A 20,100-nucleotide genomic window follows, 5' to 3' on the forward strand; every position below is an offset into this window, starting at 1 on the left:
CTCCGCCGAGGGCTGACTGCTGTGACCGTCTGACTCACGATCGCTAGCCTACGTACTTTAACTGACAATTCGCTGAAGATTGAGACCCACATCGCTTTGAATATTATGAAGAAAAATCTGATATTTCGGTGCCATGCCGCATGATGAACGGCCGGTCACCGCCGGTTCCGAGGATAATCGGAACTCTAATATGGCATACGACACAGGAGATCGAGACACAGGGGGTTCCCTCATCCTTGGAAGAGCGGTGAAAACGCACGTCGTCGACGGTTCGGAACTCTATTCCGACCGTCGACCGCGCATCGCGACCTCGCCCGCCTACAAGTAGGAGACCAGGTCAGCTCTTTGGAATTCCTTGACCGAGGTATAGCCCGTCTTGGCCATCGCACGGCGAAGGGCACCGAAAAGATTCTGATTTCCCACGGAGGAGGTAGCCGGCCCGTACAGCAGGGCTTCCATATCGGGTACTTCCATCTCTGCGGCCGCAATGCTGCGGAACCGACCACGCGGCAGTTTCGGGTGCGACGCCGCCGAATGCCACCACGCCCCCATCGCCGGGGCCTCGGCGGCCTCCGCCATCACCGACCCGAGCATCACCGAGTCCGCACCACAGGCGAGCGCCTTGGCGATCGAACCGGAATTGGTGATCTCGCCGTCGGCGATGAGATGGACGTAGCGACCTCCGGTCTCATCCAGGTAGTCGCGACGAGCGGCCGCGGCCTCCACGACGGCGGTCGCCATCGGCACGTCGATACCCAGTACGGAATCGGTGGTGGACCATTCGTCGGAGCCGACTCCGATGATCACGCCGGCCGCCCCGGTACGCATCAGGTGCATGGCGGTCTTGTAGTTGGTGGCGCCTCCGACGACCACGGGAACGTCCAGGTCGGAGATATAAGTCTTCAAATTGAGAACGTCACCGCCGGAGGACACGTGCTCGGCCGAAACGATGGTTCCCTGAATGACCAGGAGGTCGATTCCCGCTTCGACCGCCAAGGGGGCGTATTCCTGGGTATGCTGCGGACTGACGCGGACCGCCGTGGTCACTCCGGCCGCACGTACCTCGGCGATCCTCTCGGCGATCAGTTCCGGCTTCACCGGTTCCCGGTAGGCGTCCTGCAAACGCTCCACCGCGACGTCCTCGGGGGATTCCGCCAATTCTTTGAGGATCGACGTGGGATCGACGTAACGGCACCACAGTCCTTCGGCGTTCACCACGCCCAGACCGCCGAGCCGCCCCATTTCGATCGCCGTGGCCGGCGACATGGTGGCGTCCGAAGGATGAGCCATCGCAGGGATCTCAAAATGGTAGGCGTCCAGCTGCCATTCGGTCGACACGTCATCGATGTCGCGAGTCCGCCGAGTAGGCACCAGTGCAACGTCGTCGAGCCGCCATCCTCGGGCGGCGATCTTGCCTGGGCCGACTTCTACCATGTCCCGCATTCCACTCTCCTCCTGAAAGACCGGCTACCACTCTAGATGAGAGCCATAGCGCAGCGCAAGAACGCACACGTACTGAGAGGTGTGAGCTGGATTCCCGCCGACACAACGGGACGTCGGGCGGCTGAGCGCAGTATTCCGTCGCCCCGCCGTGTCGGCGCTTCGCGCGAACTCGACTACCGCGTGTGGTAATTGGGGGCTTCGGCGGTCATTTGAATGTCGTGCGGGTGGGATTCCTTCAAACCCGCGGCGGTGATGCGCACCAGGCGTCCGCGTTCGTGCATTTCGGGAATCGTGGTCGCCCCGGTATAACCCATGGCGATCTTCACCCCGCCGACCAGCTGATACATCACCTGGGCCAGCGATCCACGGAAGGGCACCTGGCCTTCGACACCTTCGGGAACCAGTTTCTCGTTGGTCTCGATCTTTTCCTGGAAGTAACGGTCCTTTGAATAGGACTTGGCCTGACCACGTGTCTGCATGGCGCCCAAGGACCCCATTCCCCGGTAGGACTTGAACTGTTTTCCGTTCATGAACACCAGTTCACCGGGGGACTCGGTGGTACCGGCGAACATCTGGCCCATCATGACCGTTCCGGCACCCGCCACGATCGCCTTGGCGACGTCACCGGAATACTGCACCCCGCCGTCGGCGATGACCGGAACGCCACGTTCCTTGGCCGCCTGGACGGTATCCAGGATCGCCGAGATCTGGGGGACCCCCACACCGGCCACGACCCGGGTGGTGCAGATGGCGCCGGGGCCAACACCGACCTTGACCCCGTCGGCACCGGCATCGATCATGGCGTCGGCCGCCTCGGCGGTCACGATGTTGCCTCCGACGACGTCCACTCGATCGCCGAAGTCCTTCGAGACGCGAGCGATCATGTCCAGCACGCCCTGCGAATGCCCGTGTGAGGAGTCGACGACCAGAACGTCGACTCCCGCACCCACCAGTGCGGCGGCACGTTCGTACTGGTCGTCGCCGACTCCGATGGCGGCGCCGACCCGAAGTCGACCGGTGGCGTCCTTGGTGGCGTCGGGGAATTCCTCACGTTTGGCGAAATCCTTGACCGTGATCAGACCGCGTAGGTAACCGTCGTCGTCCACGATCGGAAGCTTTTCGATCCGGTGTTTGTGCAACAGTTCCAGGGCCTCGTCGGCGGTGACGCCTTCGGGAGCGGTGACGAGGTTGTCGCGTGTCATCACCTCGGAAACCGGACGGGAATGGTCTTCTTCGAAGCGCATGTCGCGGTTGGTGATGATACCGACCAAACGGCCTTTCTCATCCACAACCGGGAGGCCGGAAATACGGAAGCGACCGCATTTTGCGTCGACGTGTTCCAGGGAGTCTTCCGGAGCACAGGTCACGGGGTCGGCCACCATGCCCGATTCGGATCGTTTGACCAGATCAACATGCTGGACCTGTTCGTCTTTGGACATATTACGGTGCAAAATGCCGATCCCGCCGATGCGGGCGGCGGCAATGGCCATGCGGTACTCGGTCACCGTATCCATTGGGGCGGTAACCAGGGGGGTTGCCAATTTAATATTGCGAGTGAAGTGGGACGTGGTATCGACTTCGCCGGGAACGACGGACGACTCTCCGGGGATGAGGAGAACATCGTCATAGGTAAGGCCGAGTGGAATCGACTCCACCGCGCCCATGGGAATTCGAGCACCGGACCCGTCATGTGAAGAAGCGACTGAGTTTGCCATAGAACAATGTTAGTCGGCATGCCGCCCGCATCCGAATAACGCGACCGCAGCGCCGGTGTGATTTTGCACGTCGGGAACGGAATGACATCCCGTCATCCCTCGAATATCGGATTCCTTGGACGTTAGGTGCGCGGATCGGGACCGTTTCGCGCGGCTTTGCGCAGAACGCGGGGCCGCCCCTCGGAAAAATACCACGTCTGCGCTGGACAACCGCCGTCAAAAGCACCGCTCAGCCACTCGAAGGCGTAGGCGGCGTCCTCCGCTCGAGTGGATTGTCGTAAATCGGCCTGTCAACTCCCTAGACGATAATGCTTCGTCATCCACTACTCTAGAAGAGTGCACGACGAACCTCTAGACCCTTTCGAGGGTGAAGCCAACTTCGACGAACCACAACCGACCATTGAACTCGATCCGTGTGAACGTGCCGAAGTCCAAGAAGACCTGCACGAACTAGAGACCTTCGCGCGCATCCTCCAGCCGTTGGGGTACCTGGGCATCGTTATGGACTGCCCGGAATGCGACGATACGCACTACTTTTCCTGGGAACTGATGACGGCCAACCTGCGCCATTTGCTGTCGGGGGCGGCCCCACTGGTCCACGAACCAGCGTTTGGCCCCGACCCCGACCGCTACCTGTCCTGGGAGTACGCGCGTGGGTATGCCGACGCCTGGCTGCGTTACGGCTCAGGCGGTGCCGCCGCCGATACCCACTAAAGTTCACGAAAGTCGGTCACGTCAACAGACCAGGCCGGAGCGGAACGCTTCGGCCACCGCATGCGCCCGATCGCGCGCCTTGAGTTTGCGAAACATCCGACGTGCGTGGGTTTTCACCGTGTCCTCCGATACGTAAAGGTCACGGCCGATCTCCGCGTTCGACTTCCCCTCACTCATGCCTCGCAGGACCTGCAGTTCGCGCTCGGTCAGGCGCATGCCTTCCAGCTCTGCCCGCTGACGTGGTGCCGGCTCGATCTTCGGTACGCGCGGACGCGTGAACATCATCGCCTGAGTCAGGGAAACGAGCAGGTCGTCGGAGTCGTTCGAAGGAGTACGAATCAGTCCCCGCGCTCCGGCCGCGACCACCATCGCGGCCATACGGGGATCGGCGGCGCCGGCCATGATCACGCTGGTCCGGGGGGAGCGTCCACGTACGACACGAGTGAATTGCACTGGATCCGGGGCTGCCAGTGACACGTCCACGAGCACCATGTCAACGGTGCGACGGGCTAGTTCGTTGAAAAGGTCGGCCGGATTGTCCACGCTGCGGACCGACTGCGCGAGCCCCATGCGAGCGGCGCAGGCCGCGATTTTCTGTCCGGCTTGAGGAGTCTTAACACAGACCACTACAGTTCTCACTTTTAATACCCTTCACTGCGGTTGGTGTCATAGCGCTCTGCGGCGCTTGTCGTTGGCGGTCAATCGCACTCAGCCCTCGAAACGTGCCCGTACGGCCGACGTCTGGACGGATGCGGTCGTCGGGCCAATGCCCGCAGCAAATCGTCATGGTCGCCACCTTCGGTCATCTATCTTGAGCTGTCCGTATCAGGACTCCGATCTCGAAATACCGGTGACGGATCGATCCGCTCACCGTTCGGCCCGCGGAAAGCACTCCGTTCCAGCGTTCGTAGCCGCCTGAACAGGTCTTCGATTGACGGTTATTGGTCCTGACATGAACTAGATGCGCCAGTACTCGAACTATGACGCGATTTCCCAGAAATTTTTTGAGTGAATTTTGACCAACCAGCTGACTGTTGTCATGGGGCGTTCGCGCCGCTTCGGTCCTCGGCACCAAGCTCCGATTCCGGGTTCGGGCGCTCCCCGCGGAGACGTGCTGCTTCCGACTCCCCAGCCTCACCACCGTCGTACCAAAACATAGAAGTGGGAGACTAGGAATATGAAGCAGCGAAATCATCACCGCTACAAGAGTCGAGAACAAAACGAAAATCCGCGTCACAATCTATTTAACGAACTAACGTCCCTTGAGGGTGCGGGTTACGGCAGATATAAATCGCTGCAAGGTGAATGGCGCACCAAGGATGCAATCATTGAAATTCTTCGGGTTCAGTCTGATCCCTTTGCTCCGCCGTCGCGTGTTGCCATTCGATTCGATCCCGATCAGGCCGACCTCATCGAGGAATGGCACGCCACCCCGCAACGGCGTGCCACCCTGGCGGTTCTACTGGCAAAACGGTTTCGCAAAGCGCTTCGTTCCCGTGATATTCGCATCGACTCCGGAGGACAGGAGATCGTCAATCGCGCCTCCTGCGAGATCGCGGAAGACGGCTCCGTCGTTTTCCGAGTAGGAGTGCAGTTCCCCGGCAAAGGACGACGCATCGCCGGGCGTGCGGCGGCCCGGGTTTTGGCCGACGACCTACCGAACGCTGCCGACGTCTCGCTCAACGTGACCGAAGAGGAGGCCGAACAGTGGATTCGCCACGCCGATGACGTCACCGCCCTCCGCGAGGAGGTCGCGCGGCTCGGCCTTGTCGCCTTCGTGGCGGACGGGTCCATGCTGGCCCGACGCAGCGGAGTAGACGATCGGCCCATGGACGACGGAGTCCCCTTCCACTCGCCCGAGGAGCTGGCGTTCACCGTCAAGCTTCCGCACGCCGGAGAAGTCCGCGGCATGGGGGTCAAGCCCGGCATCACCTTGATCGTCGGAGGCGGCTTTCACGGAAAGTCCACCCTGCTGCGCGCCTTGGAGGCGGGAGTCTACGACCACATTCCCGGCGACGGCCGCGAATTCGTCGTCTGTGATCCCACCGCGGTCAAGGTTCGCTCCGAAGACGGCCGTTCGGTCACCGACGTCGACGTGCACGCTTTCGTGGACCATCTGCCCAGCGGCGACGACACCAAATCGTTCAGCACCGAAAACGCCTCCGGTTCGACCTCGCAGGCGGCCACGACCGTGGAAAGCCTGGAAGTGGGTTCGCAACTGCTGCTCATCGACGAGGACACCTCCGCGACCAACCTCATGATCCGCGACGCGCGCATGCAGGACCTCGTGTCGAAGGATCACGAACCGTTGACGCCGCTGGTCGACCTGATTCGTTCTCTCTCGGACGACCACGGAATCTCCACCATCCTGGTCATGGGCGGTTCGGGAGACTACATGGACGTCGCCGACCGCGTGGTCATGATGGATTCGTACCGTGCCAGCGACGTGACCGAACGAGCCAAGGAACTGGCCGCGCATCCGACCGGACGCCGGCCGGAGGCGGACTCCTTCGCACGTCCCCGGCCCCGGGTCGTGGACTCCTCCTCGATCTCCTCGCAGGTCCGCGGAAAGCAAAAGATCCGTTCCCAGGGCACCGACGGGATCCGCTTCGGTGACAACGACATCGACATGCGTTCCGTCGAGCAGATTACCGACCCCTCCATGACAACCGGAATTGCGCTGGCTCTGGAATTGGCGTTGAAGGAAGGACACCTTGACGGCAAGACCACTCTGAGCGAGGCCATGGACAGCCTCGACAAGGTCCTGTCGGAACGCGGCGTAGCGGAACTGAACCGCATACGACAGATCGATTTCGCCGTCCCGCGACGATTCGAGATCGCCGCCGCGATCAATCGCCTCCGCAACCTCAAAACGGTGGACTAGAGGCAAGCCCACCGACGACGAACGGTCCCGCCCCCGAAGACGAATTCGGGAACGGGACCGTTACTCGTCGCGACTGCGGAAACTCACCGCCTAATTCGCGCCGGGAGCACCGTGGCATTTCTTGAACTTCTTACCGGACCCACAGTGGCAGGGCGCGTTTCGGTTCGGAGCACCATCATTGCGGCGCTGCTGTGGATTGGCCTGCTGTGCGGGCGGAGCTTCGGAGTTCCGCGGGCCCCGACTCTTCTGTGAACTCTTTGCGGCGACCTTGGCACTGCCCTTCCGGCCCGCGCCCGGTGTCCGTTTGACATCCCGTTTCGAGCCTTTGACCGGCTGCGGAGGACGCTGGAAGACCGACTGCCCGTCCTTATCGGCCGAAGAGACCTCGGTGGCCCCGCTGCCGGCGGCCCCATCGATGGTCGGAGCCGACAGCCGTAGCTGCGACGGATCCTTGGCCGCTTCCATGCCACGAACCTCGGCCTGCGCCCGCGACGATTCCTCCGAGTCGGTCCGCACCTTGATTTCGGCGTTCATGAGGAAACGAACCGTGTCCTCCTTGATGCCGTCCATCATGGTTTGGAACATGTCGTAGGCTTCACGCTTGTACTCGATCAGCGGATCACGCTGCGCGTACGCACGGAGACTGATCCCCTGTTTGAGATAATCGACCTCGTAGAGGTGCTCCCGCCACTTCTTGTCGATCGTCTGTAGCAGAATGCGCCGTTCCAAGTCGTCGAAGACTTCTTCACCGAATTCGGCACGACGCCGCGAATACCCCCCGTGAGCGTCTTCGCTCAACGCCTCGAGAATCCTGTCCGGATCCAGGTCGTCGATGTCCCCGGCTTCCCGCACCAGATCCTTATGTTTGATCGAGACGGGGTACAGCTGTTTCAATCCGCGCCACAACTCGTCGAGGTCCCACTCCTCCGGATATCCCTCCGAAGTGGCCCCTTCGACGTAGGCGGCCAAAACCTCATCGATCATATTCGTGATGTGGTCGGTGACCTGTTCGCCCTTCAGCACCTTGAGGCGCTCACCGTAGACGACTTCACGCTGCTTGTTCAGAACCTCGTCGTATTCGAGGACCTTCTTGCGGATTTCGCCGTTGTGCGATTCGATCTGAGTCTGAGCCGACTGGATCTGACGGGTGACCATCTTGGATTCGATGGGCACGTCGTCGGGCACGCGGAGGCGGTTCATCATCGCCTTCACGACGTCGGCGTTGAAACGCTTCATCAGGTCGTCGGACAGCGACAGGTAGAAACGGCTCTCCCCCGGGTCTCCCTGACGTCCGGAACGACCGCGGAGCTGGTTGTCGATGCGGCGCGACTCGTGCCGCTCGGTACCGAGCACATAGAGTCCGCCCAGATCACATACCTCGTCGCCCTCGGCTTCGCACGCGGCTTCGAACTTCTTGAGCGTCTCTTCCCACTCCGCCGCGTAGGTGTCCTCGTCGGCATCGGCGAGCCCGCGTTGCCGCAGTTCGGCGGCGGCCAAATGTTCGGGGTTGCCCCCCAGGTGGATGTCGGTACCACGCCCGGCCATGTTCGTCGCGACCGTTACCGCACCCTTACGACCGGCCTGGGCGATGATGTCGGCCTCGTGCGCATGGTTCTTGGCGTTGAGAACATTGTGCCGGATGCCTCGCTTGCTCAAGGCCGCCGACAGTTCTTCGGACTTGTCCACCGACACCGTACCGACCAGAACCGGCTGCCCGGTTTCATAGCGCTCGGCGATGTCGTCCACGACCGCGGAGTACTTCGCTTCCTCGGTCTTGTAGATGACGTCCTTTTGATCCAAGCGGATCATGGGTTTGTTGGTGGCGATCGGGACGACGCCCATGTCGTATACGCGATGGAACTCGGCCGCTTCCGTCTGCGCCGTACCGGTCAGCCCGGCCAACTTGTCGTACATCCGGAAGTAGTTCTGCAGCGTGGTGGTGGCAAAAGTCTGGTTCTCCTGCTTGATGTCCACGCCTTCTTTGGCTTCGATCGCCTGGTGAATACCGTCGTTGAAACGGCGGCCCTCCATGACACGACCGGTGAACTCGTCCACGATATTGACGTCCCCGTTGGGAGCGACGATGTATTCGCGATTATCGGCGAACAGTTCCTTGGCCTTCAAAGCATTGTTGAGGTAGCCGACGAGGGGGGTGTTGACCGAGTCGTACAGATTGTCCACTCCGAGGCGGTCCTCGACGCGCGATACGCCTTCCTCGGTAATGGCGATGGTGCGTTTGCCCTCGTCCACCTCGTAATCCTGCTCGGGTTTGAGAACCTTCGCGATCTTGGCGAACTCCGAATACCACCGTTTTTGGTGGTCGGCAGGTCCGGAGATGATGATGGGCGTACGCGCTTCGTCGATGAGAATGGAGTCGACCTCGTCAACGATCGCGAAGTTGTGTCCCCGCTGCACCATCTTGTCGATCGAGGTGGTCATATTGTCGCGGAGGTAGTCGAAAGCCAATTCGTTGTTGGTGGAATAGGTGATGTCACACGCATACGCTTCGCGACGCTGTTCCGAACTCTCTCCAGAGGCGGCGACCCCTACCGTCAGCCCCAGGAAACGGTGGATCTCACCCATCCACTCGGCGTCACGTCGGACCAGGTAATCATTGACGGTAACGATATGAACGCCCTTACCCGTCAAAGCGTTGAGGTAGGCCGGAAGAGTCGAGGCGAGGGTTTTACCCTCACCGGTTTTCATTTCCGCAATATTGCCTTGATGCAGCGCCGCGCCGCCCATAATCTGCACATCGTAGGGGCGCTTCCCCTGGACACGCCACGCTGTCTCGCGCACGGTCGCAAAGGCCTCCGGCATCAATTCGTCCAAGGTCGCTCCGTCGGCCAGGCGCTCCTTGTATTCGTCGGTCGTGGCCCGCAATTCAGCATCACTCAGTTTTTTGAACTCGTCTTCCAATGAGTTCACTGCATTGGTGATTGCTTTCAGTCGCTTCAACTGGCGGCCTTCACCAGCGCGGAGTATCCTCTCGAAGAAAGACACAGACAGTCAGCTCCATCAATATTTTGGCAATCTATTGCATTCAATTCTACGCGGTGGAATTGACTTGTATTCCCCGCGCCCAGCCCGGACAATTGGCGCCTATGGAACCAATCACCCTTGAGGCAGAAGGACTCCTACTGAATAGGTGGCAGCCCTCACACTTGGCTGATCTCGCGAAAACGTATGCCGACAAGGACATCGAACGTTTCCTTGTGATGCCGCTCCCTTGGGCTCAAAAATCCCGCGAGCGCCATCTCGACGTCATGCGTCGCATGTGGTCCACCGGCAACCCGCAGTGGGCAGTGACTGATCACACGGGCCGCTTCATGGGGTCGGTCGGTCTCCGCACTTCCGGACCGAAGATCTACACCATCACCTACCTTACCGCGCCTTGGGCCCGCAACACAGGGGTCGCCCAGCGTGCGGTTCGAGCGGCGAGCGCCTTCGCCTTTGATTCCCTGGACGCGAAACGAATCTCCTGGGACGCGATTTGCGGAAACCATTTCTCACGGTTGGTCGCGCAGCGGGTCGGCTATTCCATCGAGGGTTGGAGCCGGAACGCGGTCTTTCAGCGCGGGGTAATGCGTGATGTTTGGTTCGGCGGTCTTGTGCCGGGCGACATCCGATCGGCCGATCAGCCTCCTCCGGGCTTTGCCCGCCTCAAGGCTCAAGCGCAGTATTTCTCCCGGGCACAGGAGGAATTGGATACCGAGACCCCCGGACTGCGGCTCGTACCATTGTCGGAGGAGCATCTGGACGACGTGACCGTCACCTGTCAAGACGAGCAGTCCCAGAAGTGGACGACCGTGCCGGCGAACTATACGCGCACCCATTCCAGGACGTTTCTCACTGCGGTGTCCAAAGTGTGGGAGCGCGGCGAAACGGCCGTCTACGCCTTGGCCGACGCTCATGGTCGCTATCAGGGCACCATCGATCTCCGTCTGGGCGGTTTCCACCGTTCGGAGGGAAGCGTGGGCTATATGTCCGCCCCTTGGGCTCGGGAGCGCGGATGGATGACGGCGGCACTGCGCCGAATCTGCCGATTGGGTTTTGACGACTTGCGGCTGGAAAAGATCAATTGGTCCGCGTTGGCGAACAATGAGGCGTCCCTCCGGGTCGCCCGGAAGGCGGGATTCACCGTAGAGGGGACGCTCCGGGGGCACCAGGATACGCCCGAGGGACCCCGCGAGGACATGGTGATCGCGTCTCTGCTGCCGGATCAGCTGAATTAGGCGCTCTGACCTGTGATTTCCCCTGGTCGGAACGGTCACGCCGCAAGACTGTTCGCTGTCAGCGGCAGTGTGCACGACGGCTCTCGGCATCGCCGACGACGTCGATGAATCGAACCGCGTGAAAATCGGGGAGTGGAATCCACTCCCCGATCCGCCCAAGGCTCATCCCTCACTTCACCTTGGGCATGGTCGGACCGCCACCCCTCAAAGCAGCCCGACCAAACTATCGATAGTTGTGCCAGTCCGAAAACTGACATCTATAGCTTATTGGCTCACCGCCTACATGTCCAGTCTCAAGAGGCCGTAATCGTAGGCGTGACGACGGTAGACGACCGACGGTTTGCCACTGTCTTTATCGTGGAAGAGGTAGAAGTCGTGGCCCACCAGTTCCATGTTCTGCAGGGCGTCGTCGACGGTCATGGGTTCCCCGGAATGGGACTTCTCCCGCACGATCTGGCCGGGTAGATGATCTTCCACTATGTCGGCGAAATGGTCGATATCCTCCGAGACGAAGTGCACGTCTTCGGGTTTGGGTTTGTGATTGTTGGGGGCCTCCAGCACCGCCGCTGAACCCGCCAGTGGACCACCACCACCGTTGACCAGGCTTGCTGAGGCTTCGGCCAGGGATTTCGGTCGCGATTTTCCGCCCGCGTGGATGCGTTTGCGGTCGGCCGCTTTCCGCAGTCGGGTCGCCAGTTTTCCACTGGCCTTTTCGAACGCTGACCGGAAGTCGGCGGCGGAGGCCTCGGCGCGAATAACCGGGCCTTTTCTCCGGCAGGTGATCTCCACACGTTGAGCATGGTCGCTTTGTCGAGGATTGCGTTCGTGATAGAGCTCAACATCGATGTGCATGGCCTTGGCATCGAACTTGGAGATGGTGCTGTCTATTTTTTCTTCAACCAGCTCACGATAGTGGTCAGGAACTTCTACGTTACGACCTTTGACGACGATTTCCACCTCGATACCTCCCAGGTGAATCCCGTGAGTTGGGGCGATCCAACTCAGGTTTGCATTGTGCTGTCGGGACAAGACTGATGCTGAGTCGTATTCAGAAAACGGCGCCCTTCGGTCTCATATGGACCGATTTGACTGCCGTACACCAAATCTCAGCCGGGGGTGGGATACCCTCCTTTCACCTGACATTCACGTGACTCAGTCACGCACCGTCATCGTGCGGTGTGGTTATTGAATTGTTGCTTCAGCCTATCGCGCACGTGCGCCATTGTGAAGCCCCTCGTTGATACGAATTTTCCTAGGAATTCACTCGAAAGTGGGGATTTTTGCGGACTCCTTCGGGTTGACAAACTCATAACCGAATTTCGTGTGTTCGGGGATTTTCGCGCGTCCATATCTGTACTATCGCACGTCCCCGGCTTTCATAAGACGTTTTCCACGAGGCCCGCTCGCCCGCCGATGAGAAATATTCTTAACGCCCGGCTACGGCAAGAGCCACGATCCCGTGTACCTCGATCCCCGCCGCCTCCAGCAATTCCCGGGCCACCCGCATGGTCGCTCCCGTCGTGACCACGTCGTCCAGCAAAACGACCGCTCCCCGTGGTGCCGTCGACGGCACCGATCCCAGGTAAAGGCTTCGCCGTGCCGCACGCAGTCGGGACCGATCGTCCAAGCCCACCGAGTCGGGGCGATTTCGCGCTTTCAGCCAGGGTGCTACGGCCGCCGGAAGGCGGCGTGCCACATGGCGAACATGGTCGAATCCACGGCGTCGATACGCTCGCGGCGTGGTCGGAATCGGAACCACCGTGACCTGGGATTCACTCTGATCCAGCGAACCCGCTACCGCCGTGACGACCGGCATCAGAATCCGAGACAGTGGCAGGGCCAGTTCCCGACGGCTCCGCTCCTTGTATTCGCAGAGCGCTTCCACCAGCACACCTTGATACGGCCCGGCCGTCGCGATCGGAGGCAGACATGGCCGCCGAACCGCGTGCGGAATGACGGCGGCCAGCTCTGCGGCGCAATCGTGGCACAATCCGGCATCGGTATCGCCCACACGACGGCAGCCCGCACAAGGAGCCGGAAAAAACAGGTCGGTCGCGACGTTCCAGACGGTTCGCCGTCGAGGAGAGCGCCCATCGACTTTCCGAGATGCTGGGTCGACCATGGCCGAACAACGATCCAAACGGCGCCCCGGTTACGCCGACCGCAGGTTCGCCCATATTCCGCACGTGGGGATCGCGGCAACAGGGCGCGCGGGTACCGGCGCTTGACCTCCTCCTCACGGCTAAAGCCGGGCGTCTGCGCAGTACGAAACTCCGATCAGTTGTTCAGGCCGACCGCCTTCATGCGCTCTTGATGTTGCCGGTTAAGGTTGCGCACCAAGACGGTCAACTCGCCGTCCTCGTCGAGGGGTGCGAGCGTCCGCAGCCTCTCGTCCGCCGCTACGATCTGCTGCACCAGGTTCAATGCCTCTCCGGCGATACGTCGACCCCACAGAGACAACCGTCCGGCACTGGTGGCGTCGGCGGCAATGGCCGCACGGATTTCCGCGGCGGCGAACTCGCCCACCCCACCGTCCTGGCCTCCTGCGGCAATGATCTTCTCTACTCGCTCCCCAAGTGCCCCGGCCAGCTCATTGAAGAAATCCTGGGCGATTCCCCGGCCCACGTAAAGCTTGACCATGACTTCCAACCAATCTCTGGGATTGGTGGCGTGGTGGTAGGCGGTGATGACGGGTTCGTACTGCTGGGAGCGTCGGGGAGGGGAACCACGATGTTTCAGATCGATCTTGATCGGTTCCAAGTCGTTGATCGTGGCGCCGGCGGCTTCGGCCAGACGCAGATGACGGGCGAAATCCGGGGCAAAAATGACATTCGAGCTATATCGATCAAACGCCCACAATTGATGCATCAGGAACAGCTGCAGCAACTCTACGGTCGCTTCATCATCGACGGAGCGCGATTGTTCATTCTGGTTGTCCACCTCTTCACACTAGCAATCGACGAAAACGGACTCGCTGGTACGCACGTCAACCGATGCTGAGGTCGCATTCGCGTCGAGTACGATCGGCCATCGCACCGGTGATGGAGAACCCACGTGTGTCATTTCGGGAATAGTTCATTTTGTTTGGCACGTTATTTTGGTTAGTATTGGGTTTGTTGTGAATGCCGTACTCGCCTTTCCATACGGGGAAGGTTCGGATTCAAACACCCTTATTCGATACCGATCGAGTTTGGATTGCCGATCCTGCCGGCGGCGGCCCAGCCGCGTACGGCGACGGAAGGCCATCGCACAAGCCCGGTCGCGCTCAGCGCAGTGATATTGAACCTCCCAGTGGGAGGCCGGCCCTTGGCTCTCGATCAGAGTCGAAGGCGGATGGACGCTGAGACGGTAGAATACGACTCATGTGAGGTTTTCGCTCGAATCCGGCGAGCGAGCGCCCATGACAATCGATGGAAAACTGTGGCGTTGAGTTCCACCGGATCTCTGGTATTTAGCTAGCGAGCTCCGCCACAAGGTGGAAAGCTACGTGAACAACTCAAATACAGTGAACAATACAAATGGTCAAATCGGTTCGAAATTTACCGACTTGGGGGTACGCCCCGAAACGGCCGAGGCCTTGGCGTCGCATGGAATCGACAACGCCTTTGCCATTCAAGAATACGCGATTCCGATCGCCCTGCGCGGCAGCGATATCATCGGACGCGCCCCCACCGGAACGGGGAAGACCTACGGTTTCGGCCTTCCCCTGATCGACCGGGTTCGGGCCGCGGACGAAGGTACGGACGGCCGTCCACAGGCGCTCGTTCTCGTTCCCACTCGTGAGCTGGGCATGCAAGTGGCCCGCGACTTGGAAGACGCGGGTAAGTCCCGGGCCGTCCGGGTCTTGGCTCTGTACGGTGGCACGTCCTATCAGCCGCAGATCGACGCGCTGAAGAGCGGCGTCGAAATCGTCGTCAGCACGCCCGGGCGGCTACTCGACCTCTACAAGTCCAAGCGGCTCCAGTTGAGCGGCATGAAACATGTGGTCTTGGACGAGGCCGATCGCATGCTGGACATGGGATTCGCCGAGGACGTCGAGAAGATCCTCGGTCTGCTGCCCGAAGAGCGTCAGACCATGCTTTTCAGCGCCACCATGCCCGATACGATCATGTCTCTGTCTCGGCGCTACATGAATCGCCCCATTACCGTCAGCGCGGAACCGCCGGAGTCGCAGCAGGAGTTCGACAGGACTCCCCAGACGCGGCAGCTGTTCTATATGACCCACGCGCTCAATAAGGTCGAGGTCCTCGCACGTGCATTGCAGGCCCGGGAACGCGGCCTGACGATCATCTTCTGCCGTACCAAGCGTTCGGCGCACAAGCTCACGCAGGAACTGGATTTCCGCGGCTTTTCAGTGGGAGCCGTCCACGGCGACCTGGGACAGAAGGCGCGGGAAAAGGCTCTGCGGGCCTTCCGTTCCGGCTCGATCGATACGCTCGTGGCCACCGATGTGGCGTCGCGCGGCATCGACGTGCAGGACGTGACGCACGTATTCAATTACGACGCACCGGAGGAAGCCGATTCCTATACGCACCGTATTGGGCGTACGGGTCGCGCCGGTGCCAACGGCATTGCCGTCACCTTCATCGCTTGGGAAGAGATGGCGCGTTGGAAATTCCTGGCCAAGGCGCTGGGAGTCGACGACAAAGAGATTCTCGAGACCTATCACACGTCCGATCACCTGTTCGCCGACCTTGACATCCCCCACGATGTCACCGGCTCGCTCGCCTCGGCCGACCGCAACGGCGACCGCATGGGCGTAGAGGATGCAGACCGCCGCGATTCCGGCTCGGGCGGGCGTAACCGCCGCCGGGGAGGCGGCCGCCGCAGGTCACGTCAGGGCCAGCAGGGGCGTGAACGCAATCGCGATACGGGGTCGCAGTCCAACAGCGACGGCGGCGCGGATCGGCCGCGTCGTCGGCGTCGCCGCCGGGGATCGAACTCCACCACCGGTCAGAGCGTCCCTGAAGCCGCACAGCGTGGCGGTGAACGTCGGTCGTCCGAGGCGCCGCAGGATCGTTCCGAGGCCGGACCGCGTCGTCGGCGTCGCCGTCGCCGCTCCGAGTAGCGGATACGGAACGGTCGGATCAGTCGCTGTTTACAGCAGGGTAGGCTATCGGCATGGCAGCGCGCGACGAGAATTCCTTTGATGCGGGAGGAGAAGGCTACACCGGTCCTCCCGAGGCACAACGTCCGGAGCCCGGTTGGCGGGTTCCCGGAACGTTCGCGGTGCACCCTCCGCGTACCTTGCCCGACCAGGATATGGCTGCCATTGCCGCCGACGAGTGGAAAGCGACGCTCGTGACCCGGTGGTTGGCCGGTGCGGCCGGAGCGGTCGTGGTCGTCGCGCTCATCGTTACGCTGGTCCGCCTCGGCTAACGAGGCGACTCGCTTTAAACCTTGAGGAGGCTCATGGCCTCGGCTCGGCTACGCGCGTCCGACTGCAGAATGCCGCGCACCGCTGACGTCACCGTCTTGGCACCGGGCTTTCGAATTCCACGCATCGACATGCACGTGTGCTCGCACTCCACGACCACTATGACTCCTCGCGCTTCCAGCGCTTCGGACAGTTGATCGGCGATCTGCGCGGTCAAACGTTCTTGAACCTGGGGGCGGCGTGAGTAGACCTCGACCAGCCGCGCCAGTTTCGACAGGCCGATGATCTTACCTTCGTCGCCGGGTATGTATCCGATGTGTGCCGCTCCAATGAACGGCAACAGGTGATGTTCGCAGAACGACTGCACTTCGATATCGCGGACCAGAACCAACTCGTTGTAGTCCTCGCTGAAGTTCGTCTTCATGATCTGCTCCGGGCTGACTCGCAATCCGGCGAACAGTTCGGCGTAGGCCCGTGCGACTCGACGCGGCGTCTCAGTCAAACCTTCACGGTCGGGGTCTTCACCGATTCCGATGAGGATTTCCCGAACGGCTGCCTCAATACGTTTGAGGTCGACGGTGTCTTCTACGGGGCTGCCATTTATGCGACCGTCCACCAGGCGGGCAGCGAGATTGTCGAGTTCCTCTGACATAGTCTCCACCCTAGACAATAAAAACCCGAGTTGAGCTCAGTTGTGACCTCCCTCAAAACAATTCTGTTCGATTACCTCGACGCTGCCCGCGAATGTGGTATTCGAACGCGATTCACATACAGTTCAGGGCCCCTCGCAGTGACATCACCGCAAGGGGCCCTGAACTCAGTCGTCGCTTCGGCCGTTATTCCCCGGAGCTGCGGGATTCGGACTCGTCCGAATCAACGTCGTCGTTCGATTCGGCGGCCGGTTCGGAACCGTTCGACCGATTGCCGTTGTTTCCGTTGTACTCGATGGGCGGTTTGTCCGACAACTGACGCTTGTCGGTCCCATTAAACGGCGACATCGGCGGGCGCTTTTCCACGCTGGCGGCGATACGCTGCAGATCCTCTTCATTGAGCGTTTCCCTCTCGAGGAGCTCGGCGACCATTTGATCCAGAACGTCGCGATAGCGGACCAGGATCTCGTAGGCCTCGTCGTGCGCCGTTTCGATGAGCTTGCGGACCTCCGCGTCGATGACGGCGGCGACTTCGTCGGAGTAATCCCGCTGATGGCCGTAATCCTTACCCAGGAAAGGCTCGGACGAGGCGGCCCCGTACTTCACGGCTCCGAGCCGCTGGCTCATGCCGTACTCGCTCACCATCTTGCGGGCCAGGCTCGTGGCCTTTTCGATGTCGTTGCCGGCTCCAGTCGTCGGATCGTGATAGACCAACTCTTCGGCGGCCCGGCCTCCCAGGGCGTAGGCCAGCGTATCGATCATCTCCGACCTGGACTGACTGTATTTGTCCTCGGTCGGAAGGACCAGGGTGTGCCCCAGGGAACGTCCTCGCGGAAGAATGGTGAGCTTGTGAACCGGTGAGGCATGCGGCAGAGCCAGAGCGACCAGAGCGTGTCCGCCTTCGTGGTAGGCGGTCATCTTCTTCTCTTCGTCGCCCATGACCCGACCCTTGCGTTCGGGACCGGCCGTGACGCGGTCGATGGACTCTTCGAGGGCGTCGTTGGAAATGGCCTTCTCATTGTGCCGCGCAGTCAGCAGCGCGGCCTCGTTGATGACGTTTTCCAGGTCGGCACCGCTGAAGCCAGGGGTACGACGCGCGATGGTGTCGAAATTGACGTTCGGCACGAAGGGCTTGCCCTTGGCGTGCACCGACAGAATCGACGAGCGGCCTTCCTTGTCGGGTGCGTCGACCGGAATCTGACGGTCGAAGCGGCCCGGGCGCAGCAATGCCGGGTCCAGAATGTCGGGACGGTTGGTCGCGGCGATGAGGATGACGCCGCCTCGGGAGTCGAATCCGTCCATCTCCACCAGAAGCTGGTTCAACGTCTGCTCACGTTCGTCGTGGCCGCCGCCCATACCGGCACCGCGGTGCCGCCCGACGGCGTCGATCTCATCGATGAAGACGATCGCGGGAGCGTTTTCCTTCGCCTGCGAGAACAGGTCGCGGACACGACTGGCACCGACACCCACGAACATTTCCACGAAGTCCGAACCGCTGATGGTGTAGAAGGGGACGCCCGCTTCACCCGCTACCGCGCGAGCCAGGAGCGTCTTACCCGTACCGGGAGGACCGAACAGGAGCACGCCTTTGGGGATCTTGGCTCCCAGCTCCTGGTACTTCTTGGGGTCTTGCAAGAAGTCCTTGATCTCGTGCAGTTCTTCCACCGCTTCATTGGCACCGGCAACGTCGCCGAAGGTGGTTTTCGGGGTGTCCTTGGTCAACATCTTGGCCTTGGACTTACCGAAGCTCAATACCTTCGAACCGCCGCCCTGCATCTGCGTCATGAAGAACAGCAGGAGACCGACGATCAGAATAATGGGAAGCAAGCTCACCAAAACCGAGACGATCATCGGGGTCTCGTTGACCTCGGTGTCCCATTCATCCACATTCTCGCGGATCTCTTCGGCGGTGCTTTCCATGCTTCCCGCCGGGATAAAGGCCTCGATCTTGTCGCCGTTCTGCAGTTCCAGCTGAACGATCTGCTCATTGTCAAGGACGTTGGCGTCCTTAATATTGCTGGAACCCTTGTAAACTTCGTCCAAGACTCTGGACGTGGAGACTTCCTCATACTCAGAACTACTGTTGAACATGGTGGCCACCACGATCGCGATCAGGCCAACCAGCAAAAACCAAACCCACGGTCTCCGGAAAAACCGCTTCTTCTCAGGTGTGGGCTTCCCGGCGTCGGTCACTCATTCCTCCTCTTAGGGGCCGCCTCGGCAAGCGATGCCGACGGCAAATCAACTGCACGACTCTCAATAGTCAACCACTCGAAAGTACACTGTCAGCAGGTATACACGCCCTCCAGGTCGGCACCTATGGCCTCATAAAGGGAAATTGTAACGATAATCACCTATCTGACAGAGCGGACAGAGTGATGTGTCCACTCTATCGGCTGCCCTGCCGAGACATGAGGTCGTCTTCAGTGGCATTCTGGAAGATATGACGTCGGAGCTACAGGCCCCTGCAGCGACCAACATCAGCGCTGTGGACGCAGATCTTCAAAACGAATTCAACGGCGACGAATGGTACGGAAACCACATTGAACGAGTTATCATTTCTGCCGATGCCATCCAAGAAAAGGTAACCGAGCTGGCAAAACGAGTCTCAACGGACCTTGCCGACTCCGACGACGAGATCATTCTCGTGGGGGTCTTCAAGGGAGCGGTCATGTTCATGGCCGATTTCGCCCGGGCCCTGTCGGTTCCGGTGAAAATGGAGTTCATGGCCCTGTCCTCGTACGGGGATTCCACCACCTCGTCCGGAACCGTCCGAATTCTTAAGGACATCGATTCCGACATCAAGGACAAGAATGTCGTTATCGTCGAAGACATCATCGATTCCGGGCTCACTCTCTCCTGGTTGCTGAAGTATTTGGAGGGCCAGGAACCGGCGTCGGTCACCGTGGTTTCCATGCTTCGTAAGCCCGGAATGCAACACACCGACATTCCCGTGGACCATCTCGGCTTCGACATTCCCAATGAATTCGTCGTTGGATACGGGCTCGACTTTGCCGAACGTTATCGTGAACTACCGTTCGTCGGGGTCCTCAAGTCGGAGATACACCAGAACTCCTGAATC

15 protein-coding genes are annotated in these 20,100 nt (G+C 60.6%); 6 read left to right on the top strand and 9 right to left on the bottom strand.

Going from position 1 to position 20,100, the window contains the following annotated elements; translation table 11 throughout:
- Positions 1-318 precede the first annotated feature (318 nt).
- Both HALAL_RS0103405 and guaB read right to left on the bottom strand, forming a co-directional pair.
- A complete protein-coding gene (locus HALAL_RS0103405; protein ID WP_025272656.1) occupies positions 319-1,443 on the bottom strand; it encodes a GuaB3 family IMP dehydrogenase-related protein in 1,125 nt (374 codons plus the stop codon).
- 173 nt (positions 1,444-1,616) lie between these two features.
- Complete coding sequence (gene guaB, locus HALAL_RS0103410) at positions 1,617-3,158, bottom strand: IMP dehydrogenase (RefSeq protein ID WP_281171594.1); 1,542 nt, start codon at positions 3,156-3,158, stop codon at positions 1,617-1,619.
- 336 nt (positions 3,159-3,494) lie between these two features.
- On the opposite strand from guaB, the gene HALAL_RS0103415 reads away from it, so the two are divergent.
- A complete protein-coding gene (locus tag HALAL_RS0103415) occupies positions 3,495-3,872 on the top strand; it encodes a DUF5319 family protein (protein WP_025272658.1) in 378 nt (125 codons plus the stop codon).
- 21 nt (positions 3,873-3,893) lie between these two features.
- Here HALAL_RS0103415 and HALAL_RS19030 read toward each other — a convergent pair whose 3' ends face one another.
- Positions 3,894-4,511, bottom strand: a complete 618-nt coding sequence (locus HALAL_RS19030; RefSeq protein ID WP_084471841.1) for a helix-turn-helix transcriptional regulator — start codon at positions 4,509-4,511, stop codon at positions 3,894-3,896.
- Between the two features lie 538 nt (positions 4,512-5,049).
- Here HALAL_RS19030 and HALAL_RS0103425 point away from each other — a divergent pair.
- Positions 5,050-6,756: an ABC-ATPase domain-containing protein gene (locus HALAL_RS0103425; protein WP_025272660.1), complete on the top strand. Its 1,707-nt coding sequence runs from the start codon at positions 5,050-5,052 to the stop codon at positions 6,754-6,756.
- A 90-nt stretch (positions 6,757-6,846) separates the two neighbouring features.
- Here the strand turns inward: HALAL_RS0103425 and secA are convergent, their stop codons facing one another.
- Positions 6,847-9,759, bottom strand: coding sequence for a preprotein translocase subunit SecA (secA, locus tag HALAL_RS0103430; RefSeq protein ID WP_025272661.1), 2,913 nt, complete (start codon positions 9,757-9,759; stop codon positions 6,847-6,849).
- A gap of 101 nt (positions 9,760-9,860) precedes the next feature.
- Between secA and HALAL_RS17300 the strand changes: the two genes are divergently transcribed.
- The gene (locus HALAL_RS17300) at positions 9,861-10,991 is read left to right on the top strand and encodes a GNAT family N-acetyltransferase (protein ID WP_084471842.1); all 1,131 of its coding nucleotides are present in this window, start codon (positions 9,861-9,863) and stop codon (positions 10,989-10,991) included.
- Positions 10,992-11,270: 279 nt separating this feature from the next.
- Here HALAL_RS17300 and hpf read toward each other — a convergent pair whose 3' ends face one another.
- The 3 genes from hpf to HALAL_RS17305 form a co-directional block, all read right to left on the bottom strand.
- Entirely contained in the window at positions 11,271-11,948 is a 678-nt protein-coding gene (hpf, locus tag HALAL_RS0103440; protein WP_025272663.1) for a ribosome hibernation-promoting factor, HPF/YfiA family, read from the bottom strand.
- Between the two features lie 469 nt (positions 11,949-12,417).
- Positions 12,418-13,113 (bottom strand): ComF family protein, encoded by a 696-nt coding sequence (locus tag HALAL_RS0103445; protein ID WP_025272664.1) that lies wholly within the window; start codon positions 13,111-13,113, stop codon positions 12,418-12,420.
- A 155-nt stretch (positions 13,114-13,268) separates the two neighbouring features.
- Positions 13,269-13,931, bottom strand: a complete 663-nt coding sequence (locus tag HALAL_RS17305) for a ferritin-like fold-containing protein (RefSeq protein WP_051462714.1) — start codon at positions 13,929-13,931, stop codon at positions 13,269-13,271.
- 565 nt (positions 13,932-14,496) lie between these two features.
- On the opposite strand from HALAL_RS17305, the gene HALAL_RS0103460 reads away from it, so the two are divergent.
- On the top strand, positions 14,497-16,059 hold the full coding sequence (locus HALAL_RS0103460) for a DEAD/DEAH box helicase (RefSeq protein WP_025272666.1): 1,563 nt from the start codon (positions 14,497-14,499) through the stop codon (positions 16,057-16,059).
- A gap of 53 nt (positions 16,060-16,112) precedes the next feature.
- Entirely contained in the window at positions 16,113-16,370 is a 258-nt protein-coding gene (locus tag HALAL_RS0103465) for a hypothetical protein (protein WP_025272667.1), read from the top strand.
- A gap of 14 nt (positions 16,371-16,384) precedes the next feature.
- Here the strand turns inward: HALAL_RS0103465 and folE are convergent, their stop codons facing one another.
- Positions 16,385-17,020: a GTP cyclohydrolase I FolE gene (gene folE, locus HALAL_RS0103470; RefSeq protein ID WP_025272668.1), complete on the bottom strand. Its 636-nt coding sequence runs from the start codon at positions 17,018-17,020 to the stop codon at positions 16,385-16,387.
- A gap of 184 nt (positions 17,021-17,204) precedes the next feature.
- Complete coding sequence (gene ftsH, locus HALAL_RS0103475; RefSeq protein ID WP_025272669.1) at positions 17,205-19,211, bottom strand: ATP-dependent zinc metalloprotease FtsH; 2,007 nt, start codon at positions 19,209-19,211, stop codon at positions 17,205-17,207.
- A 295-nt stretch (positions 19,212-19,506) separates the two neighbouring features.
- On the opposite strand from ftsH, the gene hpt reads away from it, so the two are divergent.
- Positions 19,507-20,097, top strand: coding sequence for a hypoxanthine phosphoribosyltransferase (gene hpt / locus HALAL_RS0103480; protein ID WP_051463041.1), 591 nt, complete (start codon positions 19,507-19,509; stop codon positions 20,095-20,097).
- Positions 20,098-20,100: the final 3 nt, after the last annotated feature.

The sequence above is a fragment of the Haloglycomyces albus DSM 45210 genome (genome assembly GCF_000527155.1).
GTDB lineage: Bacteria > Actinomycetota > Actinomycetes > Mycobacteriales > Micromonosporaceae > Haloglycomyces > Haloglycomyces albus.